This is a genomic window from Pseudomonas sp. M5A4_2d (genome assembly GCF_053345295.1).
In genome coordinates, this window is record NZ_JBKEZW010000001.1 from 46,689 (window position 1) to 65,762 (window position 19,074).

Genomic DNA, 19,074 nt, shown 5'->3' on the forward strand with positions numbered 1-19,074 from the left:
TGCCTATAAAAACAGATGTTCGTGGAGCCTCGCCGATGAAATCCTATGAAGTCAATTTTGACGGTCTAGTGGGGCCGACCCATAACTACGGCGGTTTGTCCTACGGCAACGTCGCGTCCCAGAGCAACAGCCAGCAGTCTTCGAGCCCGAAGGAAGCGGCGTTGCAGGGCCTGCAGAAAATGAAAGCCCTGATGGACATGGGCTTTGTGCAAGGGGTGCTGGCGCCGCAGGAACGACCTGACGTGGCCGCCTTGCGTAACCTCGGTTTCAGCGGTACCGACGCCCAGGTGATCCAGCAAGCAGCCAAGCACGCCATGCCGCTGCTGGTTGCCAGTTGCTCGGCGTCGAGCATGTGGGTGGCCAACGCCGCCACTGTCAGCCCGAGTGCCGATACAGCGGATGGCCGCGTGCATTTCACCGCCGCCAACCTCAACTGCAAATACCACCGCAGCATCGAACACCCGACCACCAGCCGTGTGCTGGGGGCGATGTTTGCCGACCAGAAGCACTTTGCCCACCACGCCGCGTTGCCGGCGGTGGCGCAGTTCGGCGACGAAGGCGCGGCCAACCACACGCGCTTCTGCCGTGACTATGGCGAAGCCGGTGTCGAGTTCTTCGTGTTCGGCCGCAGTGCGTTCGACACCCGTTACCCGGCCCCGCAGAAATACCCGGCGCGCCAGACACTCGAAGCCTCCCAGGCCGTCGCACGCCTGCACGGCTTGAAGGATGACGGCGTGGTCTACGCCCAGCAGAACCCGGCGGTGATCGATGCCGGCGTGTTCCATAACGATGTGATCGCCGTGGGCAACGGCGAGGTGCTGTTCTATCACGAGGATGCCTTCCTCAATACCGAACAGATGCTGGGCGAGCTGCAAGGCAAGTTGGGCAAGCTGGGCGGCAACTTCCAGTCGGTGTGCGTGCCTCGCGCTCAAGTCAGTGTCGAAGACGCGGTGCGGTCCTACCTGTTCAACAGCCAGTTGCTGACCCGCGCCGACGGTTCGATGCTGCTGATCGTGCCGGAAGAGTGCCGCGCCAACGAGCGCGTCTGGCAGTACCTGCAAGGCCTGACCGCATCCGGTGGGCTGATCCGCGAAGTGAAAGTCTTCGACCTCAAGCAAAGCATGCAGAACGGCGGTGGCCCGGCGTGCCTGCGGCTGCGTGTGGCGTTGAACGAAACTGAACTGGCGGCGGTGAACCCAGGCGTTATCATGACCGCGCCGTTGTACGAAACACTGACCCAATGGGTCGACAAGCACTACCGCGACAGCCTGCGTGAAACCGACCTGGCTGACCCGCAGTTGCTGCTTGAGTGCCGGACGGCACTGGATGAACTGACGCAAATCCTTAAACTGGGCTCGGTTTATCCTTTCCAGATCAATTAACGCCACCTCTTTTTACACCCTAGGGCTGAGAACTATTTTATGACCACCGACAACCTGAAACTGATCCTTGAAGACACCGATGGCACCCAGCTGGAAACCTCCTGCACCCGCGTCGCCGTGGTCTGGCAGGGCAAGGAAATCTGGATTCAGCACGACGGCCGTGGCCAGCTGCTGATCGGTGTGGATGTGGAAGAAGGCGACGCCGAGTACGCCAACCTGCTGATGCGCCCATTGGCCACCAACCTGATGAGCCTGCAACTGGAAATGGAACCGGCCGACGTCGAAGGTGACGACGACGATCACGTCCACGGCCCAGGCTGCAACCACTAAGGAAGCTGCTTATGCTCGCCCTCGGCAAATTGCTTGAACTGACCCTCGCCGGTCGTGAACCGGCGCAAAAAATTCAACTGACTGTCGACGGCGTGCAGATGCGCTGGCTCAGCGAGGGCGCACTGGAAGTGCGCCCGCCGCAGGCCCTGGACAATGGCAGCGACGTGCTGCTGTCATCCGGCATCCATGGCAACGAAACGGCGCCGATCGAACTGCTCGACCGCCTGTTGCATGGCATCGCCCGTGGCGAGATCAAGCCCCGCACCCGTATTCTGTTCCTGTTCGGCAACCCCGAGGCCATGCGGCGCGGCGAGCGTTACCTGGAACTGGACGTCAACCGGCTGTTCAACGGCCGTCATGAACAAAACATCGGCCCGGAGGCCATGCGCGCCGCCGAGCTAGAGCAACTGGCCCGCAGCTTTTTCAGCCTGCCCGGCCGTTCGCGCCTGCATTACGACCTGCACACCGCCATTCGCGGCTCGAAGATCGAGCAGTTTGCGCTGTACCCGTGGAAAGACGGGCGTCAGCATTCGCGCCACGAACTGGCCCGACTGTGCGCTGCCGGCATGCAAGCAGTGCTGCTGCAGAGCAAGACGTCCATCACTTTCACGGCGTTTACCTACGAGCAGCTGGAGGCCGAAGCCTTCACGCTGGAACTGGGCAAGGCGCGGCCGTTCGGGCAGAACCAGGGTGTGGATGTATCCCGCCTGGAAACCCGGCTCAAGCAGATCATCGAGGGCACCGAGCCCGAGACCGCGAGCCTGGATGGCTTGCAGCTGTTTGCCGTGTCCCGTGAAGTCATCAAGCACAGCGATGCGTTCCTGCTGCACTTGCCGGCGGATGTGGAAAACTTCTCACCGTTGGCGAAGGGGTATCTGCTGGCCGAAGACGTGGCCAAGACCCGTTGGGTGATCGAGGAGGAGGGTGCTCGCATCATCTTCCCGAACCCGAAGGTGAAGAATGGTTTGCGCGCGGGGATATTGATTGTGCCGACCACGGATGCCGGGTTGGCATAGAGCTTAAGGCTTAACCGGATCTACATGTGGGAGCGGGCTTGTGTGGGAGCTGGCTTGCCTGCGATAGCATCACCGCGGTGTGGCTGACACACCGAGGTGACTGCATCGCGGGCAAGCCCGACTCCCACACAAGCCCGCTCCCACATTGGTTTTGCGGTGTAGCTTAAACGGCTAAGGCGCGTGGCTCACTGCGACGGATCGCGCGGACCTTGTGCAGGGTGTCGGCGCAGGTGCGCGCAGCTTCCTGGCCCTTGTGCACGAAGTGCTCGTAGAAGAACGTGTGGTGTTCGCTGCCAGCGTGGAAATGGTGCGGGGTCAGGGACACCGAGAACACCGGCACTTCGGTTTCCAGCTGCACCTGCATCAGGCCGCTGACTACCGACTGGGCCACGAATTCGTGGCGGTAGATCCCGCCGTCCACCACCAGTGCGGCGGCAACGATACCGGCGTAACGGCCGGTCTTGGCCAGCAGCTTGGCGTGCAGGGGCATTTCAAAGGCGCCGCCGACTTCGAAGAAATCGATGTCCGATTCCTGGTAGCCCTGGGCGATCATTTCGGCGAGGAAACCTTTACGCGATTGGTCGACAATATCCTTGTGCCAGCAGGCCTGGATAAACGCGACGCGCTCGCCGTGATGGTTTTTGCTTTTGCTGTCGATTGCGGTGGGTTGCATGTTCTGACTCCTGTTTAAGAAAAAAACAGGGCGTTATGAATCGAATGGGATTTAAGGGTACGAACAGCCACGTCATGCAAGCATGAACCCGGCGCGCGGCCCTTAGGTGCCAATCCCGTTCTCTCTTCATCCGGACTATGACCGTCGGCCCCGGGATCACACCGGGTCTGCTGACCTTGCCGCCGTCCTGCGTGAGCAGTTCAAGGCGCCAAGCGCTCGCGGGCTATGCACGTTGCGTGCAATTACCGCCGGTGGGGAATTACACCCCGCCCTGAGAACGTTGCCGCCAGAACCCTGGCGGCGGAGAGTTTTTAACATGGTTTTTCAAAAACTGCACGATCGCCTTATCGATAACCTATATCGGTTTGTTTGGTTGGTATTCGATTGAAGCTAACGGGGGCTTGATATTCCGTGGCTTTACCCGCAGTAATCATCCATAAAAGGAACTTACATACCCGTTAGAGGCTTGTTTCATGTCTGTGATCGACCTGCGTAGCGACACCGTGACCCAACCCACCCCCGGCATGCTCGACGCGATGGCCAGTGCCGTCAGTGGCGACGATGTCTACGGCGAAGACCCCAGCGTCAACCATTTGGAGGCCGAGTTGGCCAAGCGCCTGGGCTTCGAGGCAGCGTTGTTTGTGCCCACCGGCACCATGAGCAACTTGCTGGCGTTGATGGCCCACTGTGAGCGCGGCGAGGAATACATCGTCGGGCAACAAGCCCATACCTACAAATATGAAGGCGGCGGCGCGGCCGTCCTCGGTTCGATCCAGCCGCAGCCGCTGGAGGTGCAGGCGGACGGCTCCCTTGACCTGGACCACGTGCTGGCGGCAATCAAGCCCGATGATTTTCACTTCGCCCGCACCCGTCTGCTGGCCCTGGAAAACACCATGCAGGGCAAAGTGCTGCCGCTGGAGTACCTGGCGAAGGCGCGAGCGTTCACGCAGGAGCACGGCCTTGCGCTGCATCTGGATGGCGCGCGTATTTATAACGCGGCGGTCAAGCTTGGGGTGCCGGCGCGGGAGATTGCCCAGCATTTCGATTCCGTATCGGTGTGCCTGTCCAAAGGCCTTGGCGCGCCGGTGGGTTCGGTGTTGTGCGGTTCCACGGTCTTGATCGCCAGGGCGCGTCGCTTGCGCAAGATGGTCGGCGGCGGTATGCGTCAGGCCGGTTCCCTGGCGGCAGCGGGGCTGTATGCGCTGGATCATCAGGTGCAGCGCCTGGCCGACGACCACGCCAATGCCCAATGGCTGGGTGAGGCGTTGCGCAAGGCCGGTTACGCGGTGGAGCCGGTTCAGACCAACATGGTGTATGTGCAGGTCGGCGACCAGGCACAGGCGTTTAAGGCGTTTGCTGCTGAGCGCGGGATCAAGTTGAGCGCCGCGCCGCGCCTGCGCATGGTCACTCATATGGATGTCAGCCGGGCGCAGATCGAGCAGGTCGTGCAGACATTTGTCGAGTTTTCCCGGAAATGACAGTGCAGACCGTCTAATTGACTGTTTCTATCACATAAACACGCTGTACCACTGGCAAAGGGCCGATATAATGCGGCCCTTTGCCGTCGCTCCGTCTGATGATGTTGCGCACTGGCCTTTGGCCGCAGACTCCGTGGAAGAACCTAATGAAAAGCGCAGAAATCCGTGAAGCCTTCCTTCGCTTCTTCGAAGAGCAAGGTCACACCCGTGTAGCCTCCAGCTCCTTGATCCCAGGCAACGACCCAACCCTGCTGTTCACTAACGCGGGGATGAACCAGTTCAAGGACTGCTTCCTGGGCCAGGAAAAGCGCGCTTATACCCGCGCGACCAGCAGCCAGAAGTGCGTACGCGCCGGCGGCAAGAACAGTGACCTGGAAAACGTCGGCTACACCGCTCGCCACCACACTTTTTTCGAGATGCTGGGTAACTTCAGCTTCGGCGACTATTTCAAGAAAGATGCGATTACGTTCGCCTGGACCTTCCTGACCGGCGTGTTGAAGCTGCCGAAGGAAAAGCTGTGGGTCACCGTCTACGCGACGGACGACGAAGCGTATGACATCTGGACCAAAGAAGTCGGCGTACCGGTCGAGCGCATGATCCGCATCGGCGATAACAAGGGCGCGCCCTACGCTTCCGACAACTTCTGGACCATGGGCGATACCGGCCCGTGCGGCCCCTGCACCGAGATTTTCTACGATCACGGCGCCGACATCTGGGGCGGCCCACCCGGCTCGCCGGAAGAAGATGGCGACCGTTACATTGAAATCTGGAACAACGTGTTCATGCAGTTCAACCGCACCGCCGATGGCGTGTTGCATCCGCTGCCGGCGCCTTCGGTCGATACCGGCATGGGCCTGGAGCGGATCAGTGCGGTGATGCAGCACGTTCACTCCAACTACGAAATCGATCTGTTCACCAACCTGCTGAGTGCTTCGGCGGCGGCCATTGGCTGCGCCAACGACAACCAGTCTTCGCTCAAGGTGGTGTCGGACCATATCCGTTCCTGCAGCTTCCTGATCGCTGACGGTGTACTGCCGTCGAACGAAGGTCGCGGCTATGTGCTGCGCCGTATCATCCGTCGCGCCTGCCGCCACGGTAACAAGCTGGGCGCCACGGGTAGCTTCTTCTACAAAATCGTTGCCGCGCTGGTGGCCGAGATGGGCGATGCCTTCCCGGAACTCAAGCAGCAGCAGGCCAACATCGAGCGCGTGCTCAAAGCTGAAGAAGAGCAGTTCTCCAAGACCCTGGAACATGGCTTGAAGATTCTGGAGCAGGACCTGGCCGAGCTCAAAGGCACCGTGGTGCCGGGCGACGTGGTGTTCAAACTGTATGACACCTATGGTTTCCCGATGGACCTGACCGCCGACATCGCCCGTGAGCGCGAGCTGACCGTCGATGAGGCCGGTTTTGAGCGTGAGATGGAGGCCCAGCGTGTACGCGCCCGTTCCGCCAGCTCCTTTGGCCTGGACTACAACACCTTGGTCAAGGTTGATGTACCTACCGAGTTCGTCGGCTACCAGGCGACCGTTGGTTCGGCCAAGATCGTTGCCCTCTATAAAGACGGTAAATCGGTCGACGTGTTGAATGAAGGCGAGGAAGCGGTGGTGGTCCTCGACCAGACCCCGTTCTACGCCGAGTCCGGTGGCCAGGTGGGTGATTGTGGTTTCCTGAGCTCGACGTCGGGCCGTTTTGAAGTGCGCGATACCACCAAGACCGGCGGTGCATTCCTGCATCACGGTGTGCTGGTACTGGGCAACCTGACGGTCGGTGCGCCGGTCGATACTCAGGTCGATGCTGACGTACGGCATGCAACCGCTTTGAACCATTCGGCCACTCACTTGCTGCACGCCGCGTTGCGTCAGGTGCTGGGTGAGCATGTGCAGCAGAAGGGTTCGTTGGTCGATAGCCAGCGCCTGCGTTTTGACTTCAGCCACTTTGAAGCGATCAAGCCTGAGCAGATCAAGGCGCTGGAAGACATCGTCAACGCTGAAATTCGCAAAAACACGCCGGTGGAAACCGAAGAAACCGATATCGAGACCGCCAAGAAAAAAGGCGCCATGGCGCTGTTTGGTGAGAAGTACGGCGACGAAGTGCGCGTACTGAGCATGGGCGGCAGCTTCTCCGTAGAGCTGTGTGGCGGTATCCACGCCAACCGCACCGGCGACATCGGTCTGCTGAAAATCATCAGCGAAGGCGGTGTGGCGTCCGGTGTACGTCGTATTGAAGCGGTGACCGGCGCTGCGGCCCTGGCCTACCTCAATGCGGCTGAAGAACAACTCAAGGAAGCGGCCGGCCTGGTCAAGGGCAGCCGCGACAACCTGATCGACAAGCTGTCGGCCGTTCTGGAGCGCAACCGTGCGCTGGAGAAACAGCTGGAGCAGTTGCAGGCCAAGGCGGCCAGCGCGGCGGGCGACGATTTGTCGGCTTCCGCCCTGGACGTCAAGGGTGTGAAAGTTTTGGCGGTGCGCCTGGATGGTCAGGATGGCAAGGCGCTGTTGGCCTTGGTCGATCAGTTGAAGAACAAGCTCGGCCGCGCAGTGATCCTGCTCGGCGGTGTCCATGAGGAAAAGGTCGTTCTGGTTGCCGGTGTAACCAAGGACCTGACTGGCCAACTCAAGGCCGGTGATTTGATGAAGCAAGCCGCCGCGGCAGTGGGCGGGAAGGGCGGTGGTCGTCCGGACATGGCGCAAGGCGGTGGTGTAGACGCCGGTGCCCTGGACGCGGCCCTGGCCCTGACCGTGCCGTTTGTCGAGGCTGGCATTTAAGGCACTGTTAACGAGCCCATGGTCTAGTCATGGGCTTGCTTAGGTGCTGGACGATTTGTTTATTGGGCGCCCCTTTACGGGCTGAGGCGGCTTAGAAATGGCTTTGATCGTACAGAAATTTGGAGGCACCTCGGTCGGCTCTGTCGAAAGAATCGAGCAGGTCGCCGACAAGGTTAAGAAATTCCGCGATGCCGGCGACGACCTGGTGGTGGTGCTGTCGGCCATGAGCGGCGAGACCAATCGCCTGATCGAACTGGCCAAGGCAATCAGTGGTGATCAACAGCCACTGCCGCGTGAGTTGGATGTGATCGTGTCCACCGGTGAGCAGGTGACCATCGCGTTGCTGGCCATGGCGCTGAACAAGCGTGGTGTGCCGGCGGTGTCCTACACTGGCAGCCAGGTACGCATCCTCACCGACAGCGCGCATACCAAGGCGCGCATCCTGCAGATTGATGATCAGAAAATCCGCACAGATCTGAAAGCCGGGCGCGTGGTAGTTGTAGCTGGCTTCCAGGGTGTGGATGAGCAGGGCAACATCACCACCCTCGGTCGTGGCGGTTCGGACACTACCGGCGTGGCGCTGGCAGCAGCCCTCAAGGCTGATGAGTGCCAGATCTATACCGATGTGGACGGCGTGTACACCACCGACCCGCGTGTGGTGTCCGTGGCCCAGCGTCTGGACAAGATCACCTTTGAAGAGATGCTGGAAATGGCCAGCCTCGGTTCCAAGGTGTTGCAGATCCGCGCGGTGGAATTCGCCGGCAAGTACAACGTTCCGCTGCGCGTATTGCACAGCTTCAAAGAGGGTCCGGGCACCCTCATTACTATTGATGAAGAGGAATCCATGGAACAGCCGATCATTTCCGGCATCGCTTTCAATCGCGATGAAGCCAAGCTGACGATCCGTGGCGTGCCAGACACCCCGGGCGTGGCCTTCAAGATTCTCGGGCCTATCAGCGACGCGAATGTTGAAGTCGACATGATCGTGCAGAACGTTTCGCACGATAACACCACCGATTTCACCTTCACCGTGCACCGCAACGAGTACGATGCGGCTCACAAGATCCTGGAGCACACCGCGAGCCAGATTGGCGCCCGTGAAGTGATCGGGGATATCAAGATTGCCAAGGTGTCGATCGTGGGTGTGGGCATGCGTTCCCATGCCGGTGTTGCCAGCCGTATGTTCGGTGCCCTGGCCAAGGAAAGTATCAACATCCAGATGATCTCCACTTCGGAAATCAAAGTCTCGGTGGTGATCGAAGAGAAGTACCTGGAGCTGGCTGTGCGCGCGCTGCATACCGCTTTTGAGCTGGACGCTCCGGCCCGACCGGGCGAGTGATGCGATGCCAGGAAGGCGCGGTTTACCGCGCCTTTCATTTTTTGTGGGGCGCATGGTCTTTTGCGTGCGCTCGACGATACTTAGGCCGTTAGGGCTATGGCCATCAGGCTGTAGGTCGAACGCCTTTTTTTTGCAGACTGTTGTTCCTGAACTGAAATGCGTGAGGAGAAAGGTATGCTGATTCTGACTCGTCGGTGCGCAGAAAGCCTGATTATCGGTGATGGCGAAATCACCGTGACCGTGCTCGGCGTCAAAGGCAATCAAGTACGTATCGGGGTTAACGCCCCGAAAGAGGTAGCTGTCCACCGCGAGGAAATCTACCTGCGGATCAAGAAAGAGAAGGACGAAGAACCAAGCCTTTAATTTTTATCGTTTTTTATGTTTGCAAACGGGGATGAACGTGGTTAATATACGCCCCGTGTTGCGGAGAGCTGGCCGAGTGGCCGAAGGCGCTCCCCTGCTAAGGGAGTACACCTCAAAAGGGTGTCGGGGGTTCGAATCCCCCGTTCTCCGCCATTATTTGCTTAGTACGTTGCAATCTGGTTTTTTCGGTAAGTTATTGAAATTACTCGAAAAAATAGCTTTACATAGAGATTGAACGGCCTATAATGCGCGGCAACAAATGCACTCGTAGCTCAGCTGGATAGAGTACTCGGCTACGAACCGAGCGGTCACAGGTTCGAATCCTGTCGAGTGCACCATTTAAGAGTCAGTTGCAGTAATGCAGGTGATTCGGCTTCAACCAGTTGTGATCTGGTCTAAAAACACAATCTGCACTCGTAGCTCAGCTGGATAGAGTACTCGGCTACGAACCGAGCGGTCACAGGTTCGAATCCTGTCGAGTGCACCATACAAACAAAAAGCCCGCCTAGTGCGGGCTTTTTGCCGTCTGGGGTTTGTGTAGGATTGATCCTGGGCTTCATCTTTTCTTGCGTCCCATGTGTTTTCCCTTCGCGCTGTGTCGTCGCAGTTCATAAGTGCGGCCGATGTTCAGTTTTGGCTCGCAAGCGCTTGTTCTTTCCAGTTTTTTAGCGTTAAGGCACACGCAGCGTGTATCATTGCGCCCGTCAGCCCCGCCGGGGCTTGTGGAATACCTCCATGGACTTACCCAGTAGTTACTCAGTACCCCGCTTTACCAATCATGAATTGACTGATTGATCCTTCCGGCGTGCCCCGCTGCTGGGAGTGGAGTTCGCCTATGACCGAAGTAGAAGTAAAGAAAACACAAGACAGCCTGCAGGATCGCCTGGCTCAAGTCATCGAGCTGCTGCAGCGTCAGCGCGTGGTCGAAGACCTCACGCACCGCCAGGAAGGTCCGCACCACGACCGCGTTGAAAACCTGGTTCACCGGCAAAACCTCGTCGAGCTGCAACGCAAGCTCGATGACCTGCACTCTGCCGACGTCGCCTATATCCTTGAAGCGTTGCCACTGGGCGATCGACTGACCCTCTGGCAGTTGGTCAAGGCTGACCGTGACGGCGACATCCTCCTCGAAGTATCCGACTCGGTCCGTGAAACCCTGATCGCCGACATGGACGATCATGAGCTCCTGGCCGCCGCCAGGGAGATGGACGCCGACGAACTGGCTGACCTGGCCCCTGAGCTGCCTCGTGATGTCGTCCATGAGCTGATGGAGGCCCTCGACAGTCAGCAGCGTGAGCGCGTGCGCTCTGCGCTGTCCTATGACGAGGACCAGGTCGGTGCGCTGATGGACTTCGAGATGGTCACCATCCGCGAAGACGTCAGTCTGGAAGTGGTGCTGCGTTATCTGCGCCGCCTCAAAGAGCTGCCCGGCCATACTGACAAATTATTTGTGGTCGACTACGAAGGTATTCTCAAGGGCGTGCTGCCGATCAAGCGCCTGCTGGTGAATGATCCCGAGAAGAAAGTTGCGGATTTGATGGCCAGCGATACGGTGAGTTTTCACCCGGATGAAGATGCCTACGAGGCCGCGCAGGCGTTTGAGCGCTATGACTTGATCTCCGCCCCAGTGGTCGACAAGAACGGTAAGCTGATAGGCCGTTTGACCATCGATGAAATGGTCGACCTGATTCGTGAAGAGAGTGAAACCGAAGTCCTCAACATGGCGGGTTTGCGTGAAGAGGAAGATATTTTTGCATCGGTCTGGCGTTCCCTGCATAACCGTTGGGCCTGGCTGGCGATCAACCTGATCACGGCCTTCATCGCCTCGCGCGTGATCGGGCTGTTTGAAGGCTCTATCGAGAAGCTGGTGGCCCTGGCGGCGCTGATGCCGATTGTGGCCGGTATTGGCGGCAACTCCGGTAATCAGACCATCACCATGATCGTGCGCGCGATGGCACTGGACCAGGTGAGTACGGCCAATTCCTCGCGCTTGCTGCGCAAAGAGTTGGTAGTGGGGCTGATTAACGGCTTGGTGTGGGGCGGCGTGATCGGCGTGGTGGCCTACTTGCTGTATGGCAGTTGGTCGCTGGGCGTCGTGATGACGGCCGCCATGACCCTCAACCTGCTGCTGGCTGCGCTGATGGGGGTGCTGATCCCCATGACACTGGCCCGCCTCGGGCGCGACCCGGCCATGGGTGCGAGTGTGATGATTACGGCCATGACCGACAGTGGTGGGTTTTTCATCTTCCTGGGGTTGGCGACGATCTTCCTGCTCTGATCCATTCCAGCGGGAGCAGATCTGCTCCCGCTTTGCTTGCTCTTCCTGACGTTCCTTTCCCAAATCGCAGGCAAAAAAAGCCAGCACATGGCTGGCTTCGGCTTTCAACTGCAGATTAATTGGCTTCTGCGGCCGCCTCAACGTCGTGCGCGATAAGCGAGACGAGAGCATTTTGCTGGCGGTGGGAGAGCTGACGAAAACGCTGCAGCAGTTCGCGTTCGTGCAGTGACAGCTCTGGGCTGTCCAGGCGCATGCTCAACTCTTCGCCCAACGCACCTTCCTGAATAAGGCTCTGTTCCAGGCGCGCGATGATTTCGGAGTTCATGCTGCGGTGATGATTGCGAGCCACCTCGGCAATGCGTTCCCGCATTCCGTCTGGCAGACGTACGACGAACTTGTCAGCCGTACGGCTGGAATAAATTGCCTGTTTCAATGGGCGCATATATTTAACCGGTTAGTTCAGGGGAGCGGTTTTTGGAATTGGCCGCAAGATGAGTGTTATGACAAGGCTCACGACCAAAGTTCAACCCGAATTGCAAAGAGATCGCATCATGCCTCAGATTTGACAGTTCCTTGGCGTCAATTCTGTGACAAATATTGAACTGCCTAAAGGCGTAATGCCAGCACTCATTTGCATTTTTGCGGACTGGTTGGAAAACTTTTCGACGAGCGATTCCTCAACGGAACTTCCCGTAAGTCCAAGTCTGCTCAGGGGTTGAGGCCGCACATCCTATCGCAAAGTGGCATTTTGCCCTTACCTTTAAGACTAGTGGCAATTTGCTAATTTACTAGGATGGGGCGACATAAGGTCGGGAGAGGTGGGGCGCAGGCGGGGTCAGCGTAAAATCGGGTCGAATTTGATTCTGCGGCCCACGATGAGCGTCAGCAGGAGCAGGCTGGCAAACACGCCAGCGGCAACATACGCGGTCGTTTGTCCATCTTGCGAGCGGGTACCCAGGCCCAGGATGCCGGCGGCGATGGTCAGGCATAAAAATAGCCAGGCGGATTTGGTCACGAGCGGTTTCCTCAGAATACCCAATGTTCAGATGCGGGGGCGGCCTGGGTGCCTTGGGTCAGGCGTACCGGCGATTGCGCGTTGGGCGTCATCACCGCCAGTTGTGGGCGCTGTTGCAGATGGTGCGGCACTGCCTGGCTGATCTGGGCCGGATCGTTGCTGCCAGTCGACTGAAAGTGGAACATCACCAGCGCAGCCAGGGCTATGGTGTTGAGGGCTAACAGAAGGGCACTGTTCATGGTCATGTTCTCCGCTTAACGCCGTGGCTGAATGGGTCTTGTAGGAGAAGTATTGCAGGTCTCGTGCCAATGTATTATTTCAATAAAATCAATGGCTTGAGTCTACTTCAAAGGGTCGATAGGTTGCAATTTGCAATGATGGCATTTTGGGGGAGTGCATTTTGCACGATGGTGCCCAGGTGCCCGTGGTTACGGGGCGAAGCAGGCATTCTGCGAACAAGGATCGGCCTACACTCAAAAAGCCTACGGACGACATGACAAAACCCACCTCGGCCGTTAACATGCACGCCGTCCGTCGCTGCGCCGTAGGCCGGATGGCTGTCATTTGTCCCAGTAGCTCAATTGGATAGAGCATCCCCCTCCTAAGGGGAAGGTTGGCCGTTCGAACCGGCCCTGGGACACCATATAATTCAATGCTTCCGCGCTTTTTAGACTGACTGCTGAAGTTGGCGTGACAGCAGGGTGGCAGCAACAGCCGAAGTTTTGGTCAATCAATCCCTCAGCCTGCTTCCCTATTCCGCATCCCATCTGGGTTCTCCAGAGAAAACACAAAGACCAGCCGATATATTTCTGGCCTGGCGTTCCCTCCCGCGGCTCTGTGGGCTTAGCACCGTCTAGAATGTCTGACTTACCCGTTTATCAATGGATAGGTATCGAATGGAAAGTGTGCGGGATATCGAGGAGCGCATGATTAGCTTCCTCCACAGCCAAGACCATGTGACGCCTCTCGACGGTCATGTTCTTCAGCCTGATGGCGTCAAGATTGCCGATTATCTGTTTTTCCACAGACAAGCTGTTGTCGAGCTCAAAACCCTAAAGATCGATCCGAAAGATAAGATTTTGGATGGCGCTAAATCGCTGATGGAGTCTGACGATTTCCCTCTGATCTTCGGTGACTATGATCTTGAAACCGCGATGAAGAACACGCCGGGAGGGCAAGAGCACCTAAACAAAATTTTCTCTAGCGCAACCAGGATGGTGGAGGGGGTGCTTAGAAATGCCAAACAACAGATCGCCTCCTCCAAGAGGCTGCTTAGCCTTGATCCCGACACCCCTGGGATCGCGCTCATATTGAATGACACAGTTGAAAGCATTCCTGCAGCCCGGCTCGCTGACAGGTTTAGCACCCGGCTCACCGGTGATGGTAAAGATCCGGGCCGCTTCTCGGAGATTGATTTTATAGTTTTGATCCAGACCACCTACCGGCTAAGACAAGGTGGCGGCGGATCGCCACGCCTGCCGACTTTCATTATAAGCAATCCCTTCAATGCTCATCGCCATCATAAAATTGAGCAAGAAATTCAGCTTTTTCTGCAGGCTTGGGCCCACTCGCAAGGTCACAATTTTGAAAGTACGAGTGCAACGTCTGGCCTTCACTTTGAGCACAACCAAGATCCTCGCCCTGGCCCCCAGTCGTTGCAGGAATTCGTAGAGGCGCAATACCGGGCACATAGATATATGAGCGAGTGGAACGAAGAGAGGCTAATTGCTCACGGCAAGGATGTGATTCAGAAGATGCTACCAATAGTTCTCAAAGGTGCAGAAAAACCTTCAGAAGCCGACTCTCATTTCTTCCTCAAGCAATTCACGGAACTGCTTGAGGAAGGTCGGCTAAGGGGATTTGACCTGAGGAAAGTGTTGAAAGAGATCCCTAGGGCCAGGTAATTACTCTTCGTCTATCGCTTTGATTCGAAGGACTGTAGTGGTGGAGCAATTGGCGTGCCTGGCCGTTGCACGAATGCCCAGGCCGGCCTCCAATAGCTCTTTCACTCGCTTGTGTAAATCTGCATCAACCGGGCGCCCTTGGTACTTGCCAGCGGCCTTGGCCTTTTCTATTCCCTGCGCCTGGCGCTCGCGTCGTTGCTCGTAATCTTTGCGGGCAATCGCTGCCATCATCTCCACCAGCATTGAGTTGATCGCCCCCAGCATCCGCCCGGTGAACTCGTCGCCTTTAGTGTCCTGCATTCCTTGGTGGCTGGTCGGCAGGTCCAACGCTACGATGCGTAGACCCTTAGAGTCGATCGCGGCCTTGAGCTTCTGCCAGTCCTCCACTGGGAGGCGGGAGAGGCGGTCTATCGACTCCACCAGCAACACGTCACCTTTGCGGGCATCCTTTAGCACGCGCAGCAGTTCAGGCCGGTCGGCGGTGGCGCCGCTGGCGTTCTCCAGGTACACGCTGGCGATGACCTTGTTATGGTCACTGGCGAACTGCTCAAGCGAGGCGCGGGCGCGGCCGGCGTCTTGCTCTTCGGTGGAGGCTCGGAGGTATGCGCGGATGAACATGATGGGTGCCTGTATCAGTTAGGGCGTTCTACTAATACTGTTGCACTATGGGTGATACTTATCAAGCGAAAAGCACGGAAAAGGCAAAATTAGCCTGTATCTGGATAGGCATAGGCAAAGTGATACGAAGCCGGGCTTTCGGCTAAGTCTGATCTCAGATTGAGGGTGGAGCGGGGAGGGCTGACCTACCGTTTCGGTATGTCAGGTCTCCGCGCCACGTTTTGCGAGATTTGAAAACGTGGCACGGATATTTGGTTCCGCGGCGGAACTACCGAGCAATCCTCGTCAGTTCTATTGAGTGTTGCTGTCATCACAACACCTGTTCCAGCCTGCTGTTAGGCCAGACTGACTTTATCTGCGAGGGAGGGAATGTGTGCAAAATGCCCCGTCACATAAAGTGGCGGGGCTTGGTGCTCAGTCGTTGATGTCCAGGTCGAAAGACGGATTTAGTGTGCCGCCGGTTATTGAGTAAGAGGCGACAGAAGTATCGGCGCTTCTGTAGGTAAAATTGTCGCCAGAGTCGTGATTTGGCCCGCCCTGAACGTAGGCCCTAGCCCAGCAAGAGGCACCCTCGGGAACATTTTGCTCACGAAGGTTGACCTTCGCAACGCCACCGGCTGTGATCATCTCAGTTCTATTGGGAGGGCATTCGCCGCCGTCCCATTCGACTCTGAAGTTCGCGGCGAATCCGCCTCTATTATGAAATTCAACGAGATATGGCACGATACTTTCCTTTTGTAAGTTTTAGTGTTTCTTAATCGTCATATCTCGCCTCTTCCAAGGCGAAATGACGACAGCATGAGCATTGCTATAGGTGCACGATTCAGCACCAGCCCGGCGCTTCAGGATCTGCGCATCACGCTAGATTAGTTCTGAGCCGTTTTCTCATGGTCGCCAAGCAAAACGCAGGACAACGCTCATGATCTGAGACGTTGCGATCGCGGAGCCGTCCATGGGAGGTATTTCCTTTTACTCATTGGTAGGAGAGCGAGTAGCGACATCTCAACCACCGCTACTCGATTACGAGGCTAGCCGCCTTTCACGAATGCGCGATTTAGTGATTAGATTTGTTGGCTATAGACGGTATGGCTAAAGGCCATTTTGTTGTTTTTGGTCTGAGGTGGTACTAGGTGCGTGGTGAGACAGGCCAAGCGGTCCGAGTCGGCTCATTTGGTCTGTCTCGATGGGAGGGGAGGAGGCTCCATCCTGGGCCTTGCAGCAAAGGTATGGTGATTTTGACCATCCCACGGTCTGTTGTTCTCCACACTGTGTGGCGTTTCCGCCTCGCTCAGTGTGAATCGCCCCGGATTCTCTAGACACCTTGCAAGCTCATTTGGACTGCCATGGGACACCAGATTCGTGGCCCGTATAAAAAGCCTCGCACATAAAGCCCCGTACAGATTGCTCTGGCGGGGCTTTTTTGTGCGTGCTTGACGAACACCGGTCGAACCTTGCCGGTGATCAGCGTTCACAGCAGGTGCGTGGGTATTTATCGCAACCTTTGTACCTTGCAACCGGCCAGGCAGCGTCTGAGCTATTAAGTAAAATATTCCCGGAAAACAGCCTATATCGCCTGTCCGGGCCTGGTCACACCGGACTATCATGCCGATAGCCCTGTCCCTCACTGCAAGGAGCCGCTCGGAACGCCGATGCGCCAAATCTGGAAATCTTTTCGAGCCCTTTATTTCGCCTCCTTGATGATGTTGATCGGGTCCGGCCTGCTCAGTACTTATCTTGCCTTGCGCCTGGCGGCCGACCATGTCGACAGCCTGTGGGTGGGTGCGCTCATGGCCGCCAACTACTTTGGCCTGGTGCTGGGTGGCAAGATCGGGCATCGCCTGATAGCCCGGGTCGGGCACATCCGTGCATATGCCACCTGCGCCGGGATTGTCGGCGCGGCGGTGTTGGGGCATGGCCTGATCAACTGGCTGCCAGCCTGGATCGTGCTGCGGATGATCGTGGGTCTGGGCATGATGTGCCAGTACATGGTCATCGAAAGCTGGCTCAATGAGCAGGCGGATGCCAAGCAGCGGGGCGTGGTGTTCAGCGGCTATATGATCGCGTCCTACCTGGGGTTGGTGTTGGGTCAGTTGATCCTGGTGATGCACCCCGAGCTCGGTCTCGAATTGCTGATGCTGGTCGCTCTGTGCTTTGCGTTGTGCCTGGTGCCGGTGGCCATGACTCGGCGGATTCACCCGGCGCCTCTGCATCCTGCCCCGATGGAGCCGCGCTTCTTTATCAAGCGGGTGCCGCAGTCACTCAGTACGGTGTTGGGCGCGGGTTTGATCGTGGGTTCGTTCTACGGTTTGGCGCCGCTCTATGCCTCCCAGCAGGGGCTGACCACCGAGCAGGTCGGTCTGTTTATGGGTAGCTGTATTTTCGCCGGGCTGCTGGTGCAGTGGCCGTTGGGCTGGTTGTCGGACCGCTATGACCGGGCTTTGTTGATTCGCTGCTTTGCCTTGTGCCTGGCGGTGGCGGCGTTGCCGTTGGCCGTGATGACCCACGTGCCTTTGGAAGTGCTGTTCGTGGCAGGGTTCTTGTGTTCGCTGGTGCAATTCTGCCTATACCCGCTGGCGGTAGCATTTTCCAACGACCATGTGGAGGGTGATCGCCGAGTGTCGCTGACGGCCATGTTGCTGGTGACTTACGGGGTCGGTGCGAGTATCGGGCCGCTCTTGGCCGGTGTGGTCATGAAGCTGTTTGGCAGTCACATGCTGTATGCGTTTTTCAGCCTGTGTGCGTTGATTCTGGTGTGGCGTATCCGGCCAAAAGCGGTGACCAACCTGCATCAAGTGGACGATGCGCCACTGCATCACGTGGCGATGCCCGACAGCATGTCCAGCTCGCCGCTGGTCGCGTGCCTGGACCCACGCGTGGACGAGGCGGTGGTGCAAGAGCAGATGCAGAACGCCGTCCCGGACCCGGAGCCTGAAACTGATCCGCAACCGCCAGTGGATGAGCCGGCTTTCGAAGGGCCACCGGAGCCTCTGGGCCCGGACGACCACCCCCACGATTTGAGCAGGGCGCGCCCCTGATAGCAAAAACGGGCAGATCCCATCAGGATCTGCCCGTTTTTTTGCGGCGGTCTTTAAGGTTTAAAGATCGTCGTCCTTGTCGAACCGCCGCGCTTCGCGCTGCAGCTGGTACACAAAACGTTCCACCTGGCGCTGCACCAGGCCGCTCATGTTGTGGAAACGCACACCGGCGAAGGTGGTGTTGATCTTGTCTTCGAAGTGCAGGTAACGCAGCTCGACGGAAGTGGTCATGCTGCCGAAGGGCAGGGCGGCGATAAAACGGTCGTAGACCTGGCCCAGTTGCAGGCGCTCGGAAATATCACCTTCAAAGCGCAACTTGCAGCCAGTGGCGGATATATCCAGCAGCTTGCCGCTGATCGGTGCCTTGAGCTTTTCGCCGCCCAACTCGATGCTGACCAATTGCGCCAGCTTCAACGCGGCGCGGAAGGCATTGCGGCGCTGATGGTAGACCACCTCGGCAGGCATGCTGCCGGTGTAGATGCGATGACCGTCTTTTTCGCTGATGGTCAGCGTGCCGTTACTTTCCCAAGCGACCCGCACACCGTCATGGAAGCCTTCGATACGAAAGGGTTCACCATTCTCGAGATAGCGTTCACCGTCGCGGGGGATCATTTCGTCCAGGGCCAGCGTCTTGCTGTCCCGGTCAACGTCCACCAGGTAGCTTTGGAAGCGCTGGCTGCGTTCGTGGAAGGTGATGATCAGCGGATCATGACTTTCTTGCAGCATCCGCAACGTGCTGGCGATTTCCAGAGGCGTGGTGAGCACCTTGGGTGGCTGCGGAGCATCTTCCGCGTTAAGGGCGTTGAACACGGTTCTTCCATCTCCAGACAAAGTACGACTACACGCAAGAACCGGCATTTTGCCAGTATGTTGCGCGC

The 19,074-nt window shown here is 57.8% G+C and carries 16 protein-coding genes, 4 tRNA genes and 1 riboswitch; of the genes, 14 read left to right on the forward strand and 6 right to left on the reverse strand.

Translation table 11 applies throughout. The annotated features are described in order from the left end of the window. Positions 1-35: 35 nt before the first annotated feature. The 3 genes from astB to astE are packed head-to-tail and all read left to right on the forward strand — an operon-like array spanning position 36 to position 2,728. The gene (gene astB, locus ACLBW8_RS00215; protein ID WP_447804283.1) at positions 36-1,382 is read left to right on the forward strand and encodes an N-succinylarginine dihydrolase; all 1,347 of its coding nucleotides are present in this window, start codon (positions 36-38) and stop codon (positions 1,380-1,382) included. Positions 1,383-1,421: 39 nt separating this feature from the next. Next, positions 1,422-1,712 (forward strand): topoisomerase II, encoded by a 291-nt coding sequence (locus ACLBW8_RS00220; protein ID WP_447804284.1) that lies wholly within the window; start codon positions 1,422-1,424, stop codon positions 1,710-1,712. An 11-nt stretch (positions 1,713-1,723) separates the two neighbouring features. Further along, positions 1,724-2,728, forward strand: a complete 1,005-nt coding sequence (gene astE, locus ACLBW8_RS00225; RefSeq protein WP_262666072.1) for a succinylglutamate desuccinylase — start codon at positions 1,724-1,726, stop codon at positions 2,726-2,728. Positions 2,729-2,891: 163 nt separating this feature from the next. Here astE and ACLBW8_RS00230 read toward each other — a convergent pair whose 3' ends face one another. After that, positions 2,892-3,401 (reverse strand): 6,7-dimethyl-8-ribityllumazine synthase, encoded by a 510-nt coding sequence (locus tag ACLBW8_RS00230; RefSeq protein WP_064453790.1) that lies wholly within the window; start codon positions 3,399-3,401, stop codon positions 2,892-2,894. Between the two features lie 113 nt (positions 3,402-3,514). Beyond that, positions 3,515-3,684, reverse strand: a riboswitch (FMN riboswitch). A 190-nt stretch (positions 3,685-3,874) separates the two neighbouring features. Here ACLBW8_RS00230 and ltaE point away from each other — a divergent pair. The 8 genes from ltaE to mgtE all read left to right on the forward strand — a co-directional run bounded on the left by ltaE (position 3,875) and on the right by mgtE (position 11,624). After that, positions 3,875-4,879: a low-specificity L-threonine aldolase gene (gene ltaE, locus ACLBW8_RS00235; protein ID WP_447804285.1), complete on the forward strand. Its 1,005-nt coding sequence runs from the start codon at positions 3,875-3,877 to the stop codon at positions 4,877-4,879. Positions 4,880-5,025: 146 nt separating this feature from the next. After that, positions 5,026-7,644 carry an alanine--tRNA ligase gene (gene alaS, locus ACLBW8_RS00240; RefSeq protein WP_064453788.1) on the forward strand — a complete coding sequence of 873 codons (2,619 nt, stop codon included), beginning with the start codon at positions 5,026-5,028 and terminating at the stop codon, positions 7,642-7,644. Positions 7,645-7,741: 97 nt separating this feature from the next. Beyond that, the gene (locus tag ACLBW8_RS00245; protein WP_064453787.1) at positions 7,742-8,983 is read left to right on the forward strand and encodes an aspartate kinase; all 1,242 of its coding nucleotides are present in this window, start codon (positions 7,742-7,744) and stop codon (positions 8,981-8,983) included. Between the two features lie 174 nt (positions 8,984-9,157). Continuing rightward, on the forward strand, positions 9,158-9,346 hold the full coding sequence (csrA, locus tag ACLBW8_RS00250) for a carbon storage regulator CsrA (protein ID WP_003175645.1): 189 nt from the start codon (positions 9,158-9,160) through the stop codon (positions 9,344-9,346). Between the two features lie 62 nt (positions 9,347-9,408). Continuing rightward, positions 9,409-9,499: transfer RNA gene (locus tag ACLBW8_RS00255), tRNA-Ser, on the forward strand. Positions 9,500-9,607: 108 nt separating this feature from the next. Beyond that, positions 9,608-9,684 (forward strand) — tRNA-Arg (locus ACLBW8_RS00260). A gap of 72 nt (positions 9,685-9,756) precedes the next feature. Continuing rightward, a tRNA-Arg gene (locus ACLBW8_RS00265) sits at positions 9,757-9,833 on the forward strand. Between the two features lie 348 nt (positions 9,834-10,181). After that, complete coding sequence (gene mgtE, locus ACLBW8_RS00270; RefSeq protein WP_064453786.1) at positions 10,182-11,624, forward strand: magnesium transporter; 1,443 nt, start codon at positions 10,182-10,184, stop codon at positions 11,622-11,624. 115 nt (positions 11,625-11,739) lie between these two features. On the opposite strand, the gene ACLBW8_RS00275 is transcribed toward mgtE, so the two are convergent. From ACLBW8_RS00275 to ACLBW8_RS00285, 3 genes are all read right to left on the reverse strand, one after another. Then, positions 11,740-12,066 carry an Arc family DNA-binding protein gene (locus ACLBW8_RS00275; protein WP_003193592.1) on the reverse strand — a complete coding sequence of 109 codons (327 nt, stop codon included), beginning with the start codon at positions 12,064-12,066 and terminating at the stop codon, positions 11,740-11,742. A 393-nt stretch (positions 12,067-12,459) separates the two neighbouring features. After that, positions 12,460-12,639: a PA3371 family protein gene (locus ACLBW8_RS00280; RefSeq protein ID WP_447804286.1), complete on the reverse strand. Its 180-nt coding sequence runs from the start codon at positions 12,637-12,639 to the stop codon at positions 12,460-12,462. 11 nt (positions 12,640-12,650) lie between these two features. After that, complete coding sequence (locus ACLBW8_RS00285; protein WP_407017268.1) at positions 12,651-12,878, reverse strand: hypothetical protein; 228 nt, start codon at positions 12,876-12,878, stop codon at positions 12,651-12,653. 327 nt (positions 12,879-13,205) lie between these two features. Between ACLBW8_RS00285 and ACLBW8_RS00290 the strand changes: the two genes are divergently transcribed. Together ACLBW8_RS00290 and ACLBW8_RS00295 are read left to right on the forward strand one after the other, a co-directional pair. Beyond that, positions 13,206-13,282 (forward strand) — tRNA-Arg (locus tag ACLBW8_RS00290). Between the two features lie 253 nt (positions 13,283-13,535). After that, the gene (locus ACLBW8_RS00295; protein WP_447804287.1) at positions 13,536-14,543 is read left to right on the forward strand and encodes a hypothetical protein; all 1,008 of its coding nucleotides are present in this window, start codon (positions 13,536-13,538) and stop codon (positions 14,541-14,543) included. Here ACLBW8_RS00295 and ACLBW8_RS00300 read toward each other — a convergent pair whose 3' ends face one another. Further along, on the reverse strand, positions 14,544-15,161 hold the full coding sequence (locus tag ACLBW8_RS00300; protein ID WP_447804288.1) for a recombinase family protein: 618 nt from the start codon (positions 15,159-15,161) through the stop codon (positions 14,544-14,546). 1,649 nt (positions 15,162-16,810) lie between these two features. On the opposite strand from ACLBW8_RS00300, the gene ACLBW8_RS00305 reads away from it, so the two are divergent. Then, positions 16,811-18,196, forward strand: coding sequence for an MFS transporter (locus ACLBW8_RS00305; RefSeq protein WP_064453783.1), 1,386 nt, complete (start codon positions 16,811-16,813; stop codon positions 18,194-18,196). Between the two features lie 60 nt (positions 18,197-18,256). Here ACLBW8_RS00305 and ACLBW8_RS00310 read toward each other — a convergent pair whose 3' ends face one another. Next, entirely contained in the window at positions 18,257-19,006 is a 750-nt protein-coding gene (locus ACLBW8_RS00310; RefSeq protein ID WP_064453782.1) for a flagellar brake protein, read from the reverse strand. Between the last annotated feature and the right edge of the window lie 68 nt (positions 19,007-19,074).

Excerpts from the sequence above, each read along its gene's own strand:
- astB (WP_447804283.1), top strand. The coding sequence starts at position 36 with ATGAAATCCTATGAAGTCAATTTTGACGGTCTAGTGGGGCCGACCCAT.
- ACLBW8_RS00220 (WP_447804284.1), top strand. The coding sequence starts at position 1,422 with ATGACCACCGACAACCTGAAACTGATCCTTGAAGACACCGATGGCACC.
- astE (WP_262666072.1), top strand. The coding sequence starts at position 1,724 with ATGCTCGCCCTCGGCAAATTGCTTGAACTGACCCTCGCCGGTCGTGAA.
- ACLBW8_RS00230 (WP_064453790.1), bottom strand. The coding sequence starts at position 3,401 with ATGCAACCCACCGCAATCGACAGCAAAAGCAAAAACCATCACGGCGAG.
- ltaE (WP_447804285.1), top strand. The coding sequence starts at position 3,875 with ATGTCTGTGATCGACCTGCGTAGCGACACCGTGACCCAACCCACCCCC.
- alaS (WP_064453788.1), top strand. The coding sequence starts at position 5,026 with ATGAAAAGCGCAGAAATCCGTGAAGCCTTCCTTCGCTTCTTCGAAGAG.
- ACLBW8_RS00245 (WP_064453787.1), top strand. The coding sequence starts at position 7,742 with ATGGCTTTGATCGTACAGAAATTTGGAGGCACCTCGGTCGGCTCTGTC.
- csrA (WP_003175645.1), top strand. The coding sequence starts at position 9,158 with ATGCTGATTCTGACTCGTCGGTGCGCAGAAAGCCTGATTATCGGTGAT.
- mgtE (WP_064453786.1), top strand. The coding sequence starts at position 10,182 with ATGACCGAAGTAGAAGTAAAGAAAACACAAGACAGCCTGCAGGATCGC.
- ACLBW8_RS00275 (WP_003193592.1), bottom strand. The coding sequence starts at position 12,066 with ATGCGCCCATTGAAACAGGCAATTTATTCCAGCCGTACGGCTGACAAG.
- ACLBW8_RS00285 (WP_407017268.1), bottom strand. The coding sequence starts at position 12,878 with ATGAACAGTGCCCTTCTGTTAGCCCTCAACACCATAGCCCTGGCTGCG.
- ACLBW8_RS00295 (WP_447804287.1), top strand. The coding sequence starts at position 13,536 with ATGGAAAGTGTGCGGGATATCGAGGAGCGCATGATTAGCTTCCTCCAC.
- ACLBW8_RS00300 (WP_447804288.1), bottom strand. The coding sequence starts at position 15,161 with ATGTTCATCCGCGCATACCTCCGAGCCTCCACCGAAGAGCAAGACGCC.
- ACLBW8_RS00305 (WP_064453783.1), top strand. The coding sequence starts at position 16,811 with ATGCGCCAAATCTGGAAATCTTTTCGAGCCCTTTATTTCGCCTCCTTG.